The organism is Atlantibacter hermannii (assembly GCF_009907385.1).
Taxonomy (GTDB): Bacteria; Pseudomonadota; Gammaproteobacteria; order Enterobacterales; family Enterobacteriaceae; genus Atlantibacter; species Atlantibacter hermannii_A.
Window position 1 is genome coordinate 89,863 of sequence record NZ_JAAATR010000005.1, and the last position, 12,592, is coordinate 102,454.

General features: G+C 55.7%; 13 protein-coding genes. 10 read left to right on the forward strand and 3 right to left on the reverse strand.

What is annotated here, in order from left to right; all coding sequences use genetic code 11:
* Window positions 1-183 precede the first annotated feature (183 nt).
* A complete protein-coding gene (gene hrpA / locus GV764_RS02245; RefSeq protein ID WP_161658891.1) occupies window positions 184-4,086 on the forward strand; it encodes an ATP-dependent RNA helicase HrpA in 3,903 nt (1,300 codons plus the stop codon).
* Window positions 4,087-4,125: 39 nt separating this feature from the next.
* Here the strand turns inward: hrpA and GV764_RS02250 are convergent, their stop codons facing one another.
* Entirely contained in the window at window positions 4,126-4,821 is a 696-nt protein-coding gene (locus GV764_RS02250; protein WP_161658892.1) for a hypothetical protein, read from the reverse strand.
* 198 nt (window positions 4,822-5,019) lie between these two features.
* On the opposite strand from GV764_RS02250, the gene GV764_RS02255 reads away from it, so the two are divergent.
* From GV764_RS02255 to GV764_RS02290, 8 genes are all read left to right on the forward strand, one after another.
* Window positions 5,020-5,658, forward strand: coding sequence for a TetR/AcrR family transcriptional regulator (locus GV764_RS02255; RefSeq protein ID WP_161658893.1), 639 nt, complete (start codon window positions 5,020-5,022; stop codon window positions 5,656-5,658).
* Complete coding sequence (locus tag GV764_RS02260) at window positions 5,648-6,043, forward strand: VOC family protein (RefSeq protein WP_161658894.1); 396 nt, start codon at window positions 5,648-5,650, stop codon at window positions 6,041-6,043. The genes GV764_RS02255 and GV764_RS02260 overlap by 11 nt, the downstream gene beginning before the upstream one ends.
* Window positions 6,044-6,123: 80 nt before the next feature.
* Complete coding sequence (locus tag GV764_RS02265; protein WP_161658895.1) at window positions 6,124-6,906, forward strand: YdcF family protein; 783 nt, start codon at window positions 6,124-6,126, stop codon at window positions 6,904-6,906.
* A gap of 356 nt (window positions 6,907-7,262) precedes the next feature.
* Window positions 7,263-8,768: a glycine betaine/L-proline transporter ProP gene (proP, locus tag GV764_RS02270; protein ID WP_161658896.1), complete on the forward strand. Its 1,506-nt coding sequence runs from the start codon at window positions 7,263-7,265 to the stop codon at window positions 8,766-8,768.
* A gap of 90 nt (window positions 8,769-8,858) precedes the next feature.
* Window positions 8,859-9,389 (forward strand): cytochrome b561, encoded by a 531-nt coding sequence (cybB, locus tag GV764_RS02275; protein WP_161658897.1) that lies wholly within the window; start codon window positions 8,859-8,861, stop codon window positions 9,387-9,389.
* Between the two features lie 98 nt (window positions 9,390-9,487).
* The gene (locus GV764_RS02280) at window positions 9,488-9,838 is read left to right on the forward strand and encodes a TehB family protein (protein WP_161658898.1); all 351 of its coding nucleotides are present in this window, start codon (window positions 9,488-9,490) and stop codon (window positions 9,836-9,838) included.
* A gap of 10 nt (window positions 9,839-9,848) precedes the next feature.
* Window positions 9,849-10,031, forward strand: coding sequence for a DUF1869 domain-containing protein (locus GV764_RS02285; RefSeq protein ID WP_161658959.1), 183 nt, complete (start codon window positions 9,849-9,851; stop codon window positions 10,029-10,031).
* Between the two features lie 61 nt (window positions 10,032-10,092).
* Entirely contained in the window at window positions 10,093-10,305 is a 213-nt protein-coding gene (locus GV764_RS02290; protein WP_439954650.1) for a hypothetical protein, read from the forward strand.
* 149 nt (window positions 10,306-10,454) lie between these two features.
* On the opposite strand, the gene GV764_RS02295 is transcribed toward GV764_RS02290, so the two are convergent.
* Window positions 10,455-10,895 carry a multidrug/biocide efflux PACE transporter gene (locus GV764_RS02295; protein ID WP_161658899.1) on the reverse strand — a complete coding sequence of 147 codons (441 nt, stop codon included), beginning with the start codon at window positions 10,893-10,895 and terminating at the stop codon, window positions 10,455-10,457.
* Window positions 10,896-10,995: 100 nt separating this feature from the next.
* Here GV764_RS02295 and GV764_RS02300 point away from each other — a divergent pair, with 100 nt between their 5' ends.
* Entirely contained in the window at window positions 10,996-11,865 is an 870-nt protein-coding gene (locus GV764_RS02300) for a LysR family transcriptional regulator (protein ID WP_161658900.1), read from the forward strand.
* Window positions 11,866-11,943: 78 nt separating this feature from the next.
* Here the strand turns inward: GV764_RS02300 and GV764_RS02305 are convergent, their stop codons facing one another.
* The gene (locus tag GV764_RS02305) at window positions 11,944-12,288 is read right to left on the reverse strand and encodes an anti-adapter protein iraM (protein WP_161658901.1); all 345 of its coding nucleotides are present in this window, start codon (window positions 12,286-12,288) and stop codon (window positions 11,944-11,946) included.
* Window positions 12,289-12,592: the final 304 nt, after the last annotated feature.

Here is a 12,592-nt window from a genome sequence, read left to right on the forward strand (position 1 = left end):
TAATCGGGGATGTGCCCCTTGCTTGAAAACACTTTATTCACAATCCGATTGCAGTGATAGCGCAATATATCGATTTCTATGTTCGAATTTATTGAACAAGGCGTGGAAGTGAGCGATGTGATACTCTACGCCCCATCGCGCTCGACGCCTTAACACCTTGTGCACCTAACGTTTAAAAGCACCATGGAAACCAAAAACCTGAATTTTAACGCGCTGATGGCGCGCATTGATACGCTGATGCTGAAAGATCGCCAGCGTTTCGCGCGCCGTCTGCATGGCGCGAAAAAAGTGAAAAATCCTGATGCCCGGCAGGCCGTCTTTGCCGAGCTGGAGCAGCATATCAACGAAGCGGCAGGGAAAATTCAGCTGCGCCTTGCCGCGCGCCCTGAGATTACCTATCCGGATAACCTGCCGGTCAGCCAGAAAAAAGACGACATCCTGGCCGCCATTCGCGATAACCAGGTGGTGATTGTCGCCGGGGAAACCGGCTCGGGGAAAACCACCCAGCTGCCGAAAATATGTATGGAGCTGGGGCGCGGCATTACCGGGTTAATCGGCCACACTCAGCCGCGTCGTCTGGCGGCGCGTACCGTGGCGAACCGTATTGCCGATGAGCTGAAAACCGAGCCGGGCGGCGCGGTGGGCTATAAGGTGCGGTTTAGCGATCATGTCAGCGAATCCACCCAGGTCAAACTGATGACCGACGGGATCCTGCTGGCGGAAATCCAGCAGGACCGGCTGTTGATGCAGTACGACACGCTGATTATCGATGAAGCGCACGAACGCAGCCTGAACATCGATTTCCTGCTCGGCTATCTGAAAGAGCTGCTGCCGCGTCGTCCGGATCTCAAGGTGATTATCACTTCGGCGACCATCGACCCGGAACGCTTTTCGCGCCACTTTAACCATGCGCCGATTATCGAAGTTTCCGGGCGCACTTATCCTGTTGAAGTGCGCTATCGCCCGATTGTCGAAGACGCCGATGATACCGAGCGCGACCAGTTGCAGGCGATTTTCGATGCCGTCGACGAGCTGAGCCACGAAGCGCCCGGCGATATTCTGATCTTCATGAGCGGCGAGCGGGAAATCCGCGATACCGCCGACGGCCTGAACAAGCTCAATCTGCCGCATACGGAAGTGCTGCCGCTGTATGCGCGCTTGTCCAACAGCGAGCAGAACCGGATTTTCCAGTCCCATACCGGGCGGCGCATCGTGCTGGCGACCAACGTGGCGGAAACCTCGCTGACCGTGCCGGGCATTAAATACGTCATCGATCCGGGCCAGGCGCGCATCAGCCGCTACAGCTACCGCACGAAAGTGCAGCGCCTGCCGATCGAGCCGGTGTCGCAGGCCTCCGCCAATCAGCGTAAAGGCCGCTGCGGCCGCGTGTCGGAAGGCATCTGTATCCGTCTCTATTCCGAAGACGACTTCCTGTCGCGCCCGGAATTTACCGATCCGGAAATTCTGCGCACCAACCTGGCGTCGGTGATTTTGCAGATGACCGCGCTGGGGCTGGGCGATATCGCCGCCTTCCCGTTTGTCGAAGCGCCGGACAAGCGCAACATTCAGGACGGCGTGCGCCTGCTGGAAGAGCTGGGGGCGATTACCACCGACGAGCAGGCATCGGTTTACAAACTTACGCCGCTGGGCCGCCAGCTGTCTCAACTGCCGGTTGACCCGCGTCTGGCGCGCATGGTGCTGGAAGCGCAAAAACTCGGTTGCGTGCGCGAGGCGATGATTATCACTTCGGCGCTGTCGATTCAGGATCCGCGCGAGCGGCCGATGGATAAACAGCAGGCTTCCGATGAAAAACATCGCCGTTTCCACGACAAAGAATCGGATTTCCTGGCGTTTGTGAACCTGTGGAATTACCTCGGCGAGCAGCAAAAAGCGCTGTCGTCGAACCAGTTCCGCCGCCTGTGCCGCGCCGATTACCTGAACTATCTGCGGGTGCGCGAGTGGCAGGATATCTACACCCAACTGCGCCAGGTGGTGAGAGAGCTGGGCATTCCGGTGAACAGCGAACCGGCGGAGTACCGCGAAATCCACACCGCGCTGCTCACCGGCCTGCTGTCGCATATCGGCATGAAGGATACCGACAAACAGGAGTTTACCGGCGCGCGCAACGCCCGGTTCTCGATCTTCCCCGGTTCCGGGCTGTTTAAGAAGCCGCCCAAATGGACGATTGTCGCCGAGCTGGTGGAAACCAGCCGCCTGTGGGGGCGCATTGCCGCGCGCATCGATCCCGAGTGGATTGAGCCGGTCGCCCGGCACCTGCTGAAACGCAGCTATAGCGAACCGCACTGGGAGCGGGCGCAGGGCGCGGTGATGGCCACCGAAAAAGTCACGGTTTACGGGCTGCCGATTGTCGCGGCGCGTAAGGTGAATTACAGCCAAATCGACCCGGCGCTGTGCCGCGAACTGTTTATCCGCCACGCGCTGGTGGAAGGCGACTGGCAGACCCGTCACGCCTTCTTCCGGGATAACCAGAAGCTGCGTGCCGAAGTGGAAGAGCTGGAACACAAATCGCGCCGTCGCGACATTCTGGTGGATGACGAATCGCTGTTTGAGTTTTACGACCAGCGCATCGGCCATGAGGTGATTTCGGCCCGGCATTTCGACAGCTGGTGGAAAAAAGCCAGTAAAGAGAACCCGGATCTGCTCAATTTCGAAAAGAGCATGTTGATCAAAGCGGGCGCGGAGAAAGTCAGCAAGCTGGACTATCCGAACTTCTGGCATCAGGGCAATCTCAAGCTGCGCCTCAGCTATCAGTTTGAGCCGGGCGGCGACGCCGACGGGGTAACGGTGCATATTCCGCTGCCGCTGCTCAATCAGGTGGAAGACGCCGGTTTCGAATGGCAGGTGCCGGGGATGCGCCGCGAGCTGATTATCGCGCTGATCAAATCGTTGCCCAAGCCGTTACGCCGTAACTTTGTGCCCGCGCCAAACTACGCTGAAGCCTTCTTAGGGCGCGCCACGCCGCTGGAGTTGCCGCTGCTGGAGTCGCTGGAGCGCGAGCTGCGCCGCATGACCGGCGTCACCGTCGATCGCGAAGCGTGGCAGTGGGAACAGGTGCCCGATCATCTGAAAATGACTTTCCGGGTGGTGGACGAAAAAAATCGTAAGCTCAACGAAGGCAAAGATCTCACGGCGCTGAAGGGCAGCCTGAAGGAGAAAGTGCAGGAAACGCTCTCCGCCGTGGCGGATGACGGCATCGAACAAAGCGGGCTGCATATCTGGAGCTTCGGCACGCTGCCGGATCACTACCAGCAGAAGCGCGGCGGCTACCAGGTGAAGGCCTGGCCGGCGCTGGTGGATGAAAAAGAGAGCGTGGGCATCAAGCTGTTCGATAACCCGCAGGATCAGCAGAACGCCATGTGGCGCGGGCTGCGGCGTTTGCTGTTGTTGAATATCCCGTCGCCGATTAAGTATCTGCACGAGAAATTGCCCAACAAAGCCAAGCTGGGGCTTTACTTCAACCCGTACGGTAAAGTGCTGGATCTGATCGACGACTGCATTTCCTGCGGCGTCGATAAGCTGATTGCCGAACACGGCGGGCCGGTATGGACCGAAGAAGGTTTCGCCGTGCTGCACGAAAAAGTGCGCGCAGAGCTTAACGAGACGGTGGTGGATATCGCCAAACAGGTGGAGCAGATCCTGACGGCGGTGTTTAACATCAACAAGCGGCTGAAGGGCCGGGTCGACATGACCATGGCGCTGGGGCTGTCGGATATCAAAGCCCAGATGAGCGGGCTGGTGTATCGCGGCTTTGTCACCGGCAACGGCTATCAGCGCCTCGGCGATACCCTGCGCTATTTGCAGGCCATCGAAAAACGGCTTGAGAAGCTGGCTATCGATCCGCACCGCGATCGCGCCCAGATGCTGAAAGTGGAAGCGGTGCAGCAGGCGTGGCAGCAGTGGCTGAATAAACTGCCCGCCGCGCGCCGTGACGACGATGAAGTCACCGCGATCCGCTGGATGATTGAGGAGTTGCGGGTCAGCTACTTCGCGCAACAGCTCGGGACGCCGTATCCGATATCCGATAAGCGCGTGCTTCAGGCGATGGAGCAGGTCGGCGCGGCATAAACAACAAGGCTGCACAAAACGTGCAGCCTTTTTTATTGGTTAACTCTGCGGCTTCGCGTCATCTTCATAGGTAAAGGATACCGGAAAACTGCTTTCACCGTTGGCCAGCGGCGGTTTCGGCAGCGGGCTGGCTTTGGCGGTGTTGATAAACGCCGCGCACAGCGAGCCGCCGTTTTGCTGTTGCTGGATTTCCGGCGGCGCGATAGGCGTGGCGGCGTTTTCGTCGCTGGACGGCCCGTTCGCGAGGGCGGCGTCGATACTGGCATCGGCCATGGCGACGCTGGCTGCGGCGGCCTGCGCGCGCGGCAGCGCCGGGGTGCCTTCAATCTCATTAATGGTGCCGTCGGCATTGACGCTCATCAACACGTCACAGGCCTGGCCGGAATAGATAGCCTGCTCGTCGTTCAGGCGTTTATTTAATTCCGCCACCACCAGCTTTTGATACTCTTCGCCGGTCAGCGGTTTCGGTTTCGGCTTCGGTTTGAAGGCGGCTTTTTGCGCATCAAGTTTCTCAAGAATTTGCGCCAGCTCCGCTGCGCCGAGTGGGTTAACGAAATTCATCCGCTGGCGAATCGCGTTTTTTGACTGGCTGTAACAGGTATCAAAGGCTTTCTGATCGCCGTCAGATTTTTGATTGCAATCCACGTCATACTGGGCGCGGAGCTGGGAAGGGGTGCTGCACCCGCTAAGCGTGAACAGCGCTGCAAGGGCGATGAAGGTGTAACGGGTTTTCATAACGCGTGAATACCTGGTTTTATCGTTAAACGTGCCGGAGCCTCAAAGGCGCAGAATGATGCCGCAAATTGGCGCAATTTTCCATTGTCCATCCTCCGTTTTACACAGCGACGCAATGCAGTGGCGTTGACGGGCGGTTTAACCGGGAAAGTTTATTTTTACATTGGTAAGATTTAGCGCAGCTAAGGAGCCTGAACGATGGATGAGAAACGCCCCTACCACCACGGTAGTTTACCGGAAGCGGTACTGGAAGCCGCCGAGCGCGTGCTGGTGCGCGACGGGTTGGCGGGGGTCGGGCTGCGCGCCATCGCGCGGGAAGCGCAGGTGTCGCATACGGCGCCGAAGCATCATTTTGGGGATCTGGCGAATTTGCTCAGCGAACTGGCGGCCCGGGGATATCAGCGGCTGGCGGCGGCGCTGTTTAACGCCACGGAAAACTGCGTGGACGATGCGGCGCGGCGGCGCGCGATGGCGAAAACCTATGTTCATTTCGCCGCTGCACATCCCCAACTGTTTGGGCTGATGTTTCGTAACGAGATTATCAGCCTGTCTAATCAAAACCTGCTTTCCGCCATGCGCCGCGCTATGTTTATGATGGCGCGCAGCGTCGCGCCGCAGGCGGGCGATGGGCAGATCGCCATGGATGACGCGGCGGCGATGCGCGTCACCGTCGCCTGGGCCTATCTGCACGGCCTGGCGACGCTGCTGATCGATAAACGTCTTAACGGCATTGCCCGCATCAGCCCGTTTGAAAACGCCCAGGCGCTGGTAGAAGGCGTGCTGGATCAGGTTACGTTAACCCTTCATCTGCCATCGGATAACCCTTATGAAACCTGATATCCACTATACCTTTCACCATGTCGGCATCCCGTTGCAGGACGGGGTTCAGGAAGGGATCTACAGCGCTAATGCGGGGATGTACACCACCGATAACCCCGGCAAGTTTCGCGTGCAGTGGCACCGTTTTACCGAGGATTCGCCGCTGCATCCGCTCTTAAAAACCGTTCCGCACGTGGCGTTTAAGGTGGATGATTTACAGCAGGCCATTGAAGGCGAGGAGGTCATTTTGGGTCCGTATGAGCCCATCGACGACTATTTCGTGGCGGTGATCAACGATGCAGGCGTGCCGATTGAGCTGATTCAAACCGGGCTGAGCGATGAAGAATTATGGGGAAGGGCGCGGTCGGGCCAGGGAAGTCTGTATCGCGATAAGCAGGAGTAACGCTTTCGGATCCTTCTCCCTGCAACCCTTACTGGGCGACGATACACTGGTCGCTGGTTTTTAACATAGAGTGCCAAACGATGACGCCATTTCCTCCTTTATCGACCGAACTGATTGATGCTGCGAATACGCTTGGGGAGTGGCTGGCGCAGGATGACAGCGCCGCGCTGGCGGATGCGAAAGAAATCGGCCTGGTGGTGCTGGCAGGCAATGCGGCGATGCCCGCTATCGATGCGGCGTGCCGGGAAGCCGCTGCGCGTGATGTCCCGCTGCTGATCAGCGGTGGGATCGGCCATTCCACGCCGTTTTTGTATGCCGCCGTGGCGCGCCACCCGCGCTATAACCTGCTGCCCACCACCGGGCGCAGCGAAGCGGCAATCCTGGCGGATATCGCAGGCCGGTTCTGGAACATCCCCGCCGATAAACTGCTGGTGGAGGATAAATCCACTAATTGCGGCGAAAACACGGCCTTTACCCGCGACAGGATGCACGCGCTTCGCTTACTGCCGCGTCAGGCGATCCTGGTGCAGGATCCGACCATGCAGCGCCGTACTGCGGCGACGTTCGCCCGCGTCTGGCGCGACGATGAATCTCAGGTCGAATGGTTTAACGTACCGGGGATAGTGCCGACGCTCACCGTCACGCCACGCGAAACCCGTTTTACCGCCGGGGAGGGGCTGTGGCCGGTGGATCGCTATCTTTCGCTGATTGTTGGCGAGATCCCCCGGCTGCGCAACGATAAAGACGGTTACGGCCCCAATGGCCGTGGATTTATTGAGGCGGTGGATATTCCCGGGCACGTTTTAGCCGCCTGGCAGATCCTGCGTCACGCTCCTTCGCTTAATGCGGTACTGACCCGCTAAGTCCCCTTTGATTAACGCCGGGCCTGTTCCGGCGTAGTCGCTTTTTTGGCTTTGGCTTTGTAATCATTCGTTTACGCAAACTGTAAATTCTTTTCAGCCGATCGATAACTTCAGATTATGTGAAGTTGATCACTATTTACATCCCTGATAAGGTAAATAAGTTGTTACAGCAATACCTGACACACACAGCGCGATTGCTTATTACTTCACCATGCTGAAATAACAAACCTGCTACGCTTTCAAAGGGGCAACCCTGTTTCTAACTTTTATTTCGCCGCTTCGTGAAACCACGCACTGCTCAGACTGGGCTATTTGCGTGCGTCTGCTGTCGCTACGGTGATTTTTAGAGGATGACTATGAAACTTAAAAGGAAAAAAATTGAGCCGATATCGCTCTCCGATGTCACAATCATTGATGACTCGCGGCTTCGTAAAGCGATAACGGCGGCCTCCCTGGGTAATGCCATGGAATGGTTCGATTTCGGGGTTTACGGCTTCGTTGCCTATGCCCTTGGTAAAGTCTTCTTTCCAGGCGCCGATCCCAGCGTTCAGATGATCGCCGCGCTTGCCACCTTCTCGGTTCCGTTCCTGATCCGTCCGCTCGGCGGTCTGTTCTTTGGGATGCTGGGCGATAAATATGGTCGCCAGAAAATCCTCGCCATCACCATCGTTATTATGTCGGTCAGTACCTTCTGTATCGGGCTGATACCCTCGTATGCCTCGATAGGCATCTGGGCGCCGGTATTGCTGCTGCTGTGTAAGATGGCGCAGGGCTTCTCGGTAGGCGGTGAATATACCGGCGCGTCGATCTTCGTGGCTGAATACTCACCGGACCGCAAACGCGGCTTTATGGGCAGCTGGCTGGACTTTGGGTCCATCGCCGGGTTCGTGCTGGGCGCGGGCGTGGTGGTGTTGCTCTCCGCGATGATCGGCGAAGAGAAGTTCCTGGAGTGGGGCTGGCGTATCCCGTTCTTCCTGGCACTGCCGCTGGGTATCATCGGGCTCTATTTACGCCACGCGCTGGAAGAAACTCCGGCGTTCCAGCAGCATGTCGATAAGCTGGAGCAGGGCGATCGCGACGGCCTGCGCGACGGGCCAAAAGTCTCGTTTAAAGAGATTGCCACCAAACACTGGCGCAGCCTGTTGACCTGTATCGGCGTGGTGATCACCACCAACGTGACCTACTACATGCTGCTCACCTATATGCCGAGCTACCTGTCCCACAACCTGCATTATTCAGAAGATCACGGCGTGCTGATTATTATCGCCATCATGATCGGGATGCTGTTTGTGCAGCCAATTATGGGCCTGTTGAGCGACCGTTTTGGCCGCCGCCCGTTCGTGATTTTTGGTAGCGTGGCGCTGCTGCTGCTGGCGATCCCGGCATTTATTCTGATTAACAGCAACGTCATCGGGCTGATTTTCGCAGGCCTGCTGATGCTGGCGGTGATCCTTAACGCCTTTACCGGCGTGATGGCCTCCACGCTGCCGGCGATGTTCCCGACCCACATCCGCTACAGCGCCCTGGCGAGCGCGTTTAATATTTCGGTCTTAGTTGCGGGCCTGACGCCGACCCTGGCGGCATGGCTGGTTGAAACCTCTGACGATTTGATGATGCCCGCCTATTACCTGATGGTGATTGCGGTGATTGGTCTGATCACCGGCCTGACGATGAAAGAAACCGCTAACCGCCCGCTGAAAGGCGCGACGCCTGCGGCCTCGGACATCCAGGAAGCGCGTGAAATCCTCCAGGAGCATCACGATAACATCGAGCAAAAAATCGAGGATATCGACCAGGAAATCGCCGATCTTCAGGAGAAGCGCCAGCGCCTGGTGCAGCAGCATCCCGACATCAACGAATAATTCGCAACGGCCCATGACGGGCCGTTTTTTTTCGCCACGCCAGAGCCTTGCGGCTACGCTTAAACAGGGATCACTGTTGGGGTTTTCGCGATGCGCTCAAAATACACCTCACTGCAAATTACGCTGCACTGGCTGGTTTTTCTGCTGGTGATCGTTGCTTATACGGCGATGGAATTGCGCAGCGAGTTTCCACGCAGCCTTCGCCCGATTGCGGCTTCGGTTCACTTCAGCTGCGGCATCACGATCTTTGTCGTCATGGCGCTGCGGCTGGCGCTGTGCATCCACTACGCCGCGCCGCCCATTACGCCCAGGCCGCATCCGCTGTTTATCGGGCTTTCCCATCTGGTGCATCTGCTGATTTATCTTATTTACCTCGCGCTGCCGCTGCTGGGCGTCACCATGAAATACTATGGCGGCAGCGAGTGGGTGGCTTTTGGCATTGCGATGCCCGTGGCGGCGGTGCCGGATGAGGATTTCGCCGATACACTGGCGGACTATCACGAACTTATCGCCCGACTGGGCTACCTCGTGCTGGCGCTGCATGCCGCAGCCGCGCTGTTTCATCACTACGTCTGGAAGGACAACACGTTGCTGCGGATGATGCCTGGCAAACGGTCTTAAAATAAAGTTGCATTTCAACTGCACATTTTGAAAAATGCCCCTCGACGCAACGTGGTTAAATAGCGTTAACGCTTACCGCGACTCATCAGGGGGACATTATGCTGCGCATTCCAGCCGACTGTATTCACACCCGCTCTACGCCTTTCTGGAACAAAGACACTGCGCCCGCAGGGATTTTCAAACGCCATCTCGATACCGGTACGCGTCCGGGCGTGTATCCACGATTATCGGTGATGCAGGGTGCAGTGAAATACTACGGGTTCGCCGATGCCGACTGTCCTGAGCCGGATAGCGAGCGCGTGATTAACGCCGGGGAGTTTGGCGTTTTCCCGCCGGAAAAATGGCATTACATCGAACTACTCACTGACGACACCTGGTTTAACGTCGACTTTTTCGTCGCCCCTGAGGTGCTGTTAGCGGGCGCAAAACTGCGCAACGTGAAAAAATAAGGAGTCAATGATGGGCAAGGCAACCTATACCGTAACGGTGACCAATAACAGCAATGGCGTATCAGTGGATTATGAAACCGAAACGCCGATGGCGCTGCTGGTGCCGGATGTGGCCGCCGAAGTGATTAAAGAACTGGTTAATACCGTGCGCGCCTACGATACCGAAGATGAACACGAGGTCTGCGGCTGGTAAATCATTCATCCTTTATTTGCGGTGGCGTATACTGCCATTCTGAATGAAATAAAAGGAGATCATGATGTTAGCAGGGTACTTCGACGACAACGACACACCGCAAAACAAACAGCGTTTACTCGCCGTCGCGGCCGCGCTGGAAATAGCAAAATCCGCCGTGGGCGCAGGCAACGGCATTTCCGGCGCGCGCACGGAATACGATCTGCAATCGGTGGCAAGGGAGATCGGTCCGCTGGCGGATGCTATTCAGCAAGCCTTAACACCGGGCAACTAAACGGATCGGCAGTGAACAAACAACCGGATAGCAAGTGCATTCGCTGTGCAAGTGTTATCCGGTGAGTTCCTGTCAAGGCGACGGGAATATTATTCCACTGCGCACTTGATCATGCGCGTCATGCTGTGTTCAGGGGTGACAGGCTGGACCTACTGATAGCGCATCACAAACCGCGCACGCAGCGTATCGTAAGCCCAGTTATAGAACATGGTGTAAGGCAGGAAAAACAGCAAAATGCCGATTTCCAGAATAAAAGCCTCAACGTAGCTGATGCCGAGATAAAACGCGGCGATCGACAGACCAATCAAAATAAATACGCCTTCGAAGCCCATGGCATGAAACAAACGGACCTTAGCCGTACGGGTAACGTGATGAGCAGGCCATAACCGATCAAACATCATGTTATAGATGACGTTCCACATCATCGCTGCCGTCGCCAGCAGAAGAGTTAACCCACCCATTTCCACCACATTACGCGTCATCAACCATGCCATGACAGGCGCAAGAATTGCGGTTGCCAGCCCTTCAAAGCACACTGCATGGAATATCCGTTCTGGTAACGCGCGTTTTTCAGGTAAAACGGTTTGCATAGATTATTGCCTGGTTGTTGAAGTCAAAAGTCATTGCCGGGAATTTTATCGATTTAAATGATATTCTGAAGATAGAATCCATCGATAAAAGCGATACACAATGCGTTATTCCCCTGAGGCGCTGGTGGCCTTTGTTGAAACCGTATCAACCGGTTCGTTTTCCGGCGCGGCGCGGCGGCTGCGCAAAAGCCAGTCGACAATCAGCACCGCCGTCGCCAATCTGGAAGCGGACCTGGGCGTCCTGTTATTTGACCGCTCGGCAAGACAGCCGGTATTGACGGAGCAGGGGCATCAGGTGCTGAGTTATGTACAGGCGATCCTCTCCGCCAGCGACAGGCTTGATGAGCTCGCGGTCGCTTTGTCGAGCGAAACGGAACCACGGCTGTCATTTGTGCTCTCTGATACGCTCGATCCGGAGGTGCTGGAAGATCTCTGGACGCAGTTCGACCGCCTCTTTCCTCATACCGAGTTTGAATGCCTGATTGGCGAAAATGAGGATGTTATCGATCTGATTGAAAAGGGGCGCGCGCAGATTGGCCTGATAGAGGCGCGGGAACGCTATCCCGGCGATATTGGCGCCAGCCGTTTGCCGTTGCAGAGTCACAGGGGCATTTACGTTGCAGCAACCCATCCGCTGGCCCGGCGTGAGCAAATCGCTTATGAAGAGCTGAACGCCTGGCGCGAGCTTCGCCTGAATACCTTTCTGGATAAATCCATCAACCTCTATCGGGGGCCGGTCTGGTCTGCGCCCAACTATCTGCTGCTGTTAAGCATGGCGGTACAGGGTTTTGGCTGGTGCGCATTACCCTGCGCGCTGGTGGATGAATTTGCCAGCCCGCAAACGCTGGTGCCGCTACCGATTCCCGGTTGGCCGCAGAGCCTGGCGATTGATGTGCTGTGGAATAAACGCACGCCACCGGGTGTGGCAGGCAGGTGGCTGCGTCAGTATTTACTGGAAAGAAAAGCATAATAAATAATCGAGCGTTGGATCTCGCGCAATCAACGCTCGACGCTTTTCTGCCCTTTATATTTCAGACAAAAATAACGCTTATTGTTGAAGCGGACTGATACCGTAAGGACATATTTTAAATAAACAACGCTCAGCGCGGGCACATTCGCAAGAAAGAAGGGCATCATTGCCCGGACAGCGCATTGTCGATTTAAACGTATTCCAGAGTACGGGGTTAAAAGGGAAGGCGTGAATAATTTCAATGTTTCTGGCACGACCATTAATATTAATACCGAAATAACCTGTGTTGAGACTATTTCCGGTGCGTATAAAATAGCTGCCTTTATACCATAATATAAGTTTTAAATTTCTGGCGCTTGATACTAAGGCGAAATATGTGCCAGTTGAAGGGCAAACCAACTGCTTCTCTACAACCCATTCCATGAGAAAATAATGCTCCTGTGGTGTACTGTCATTTATGCAGTCGCGTTTCGAAACTGCCATTCAATATTAGCAAACGAAATGTTCTTGTCTAATAAAAATATGAAAAAAATCTCATTAAACTAAATTTTAATTTTCATTACGATACTTTTCATTTTATTACCTCTTGATAAATAAAGATATTTAAGAGGGTTGTTGTATCTTGATACCCCTGGGGATTATTTTGCGGCTATTATTCCCCCGAAGAATCAGTGAATAATGGTAATAGTCAGCGCTGTTTGCGCTCCCTTTTGATGGCATCGCATGA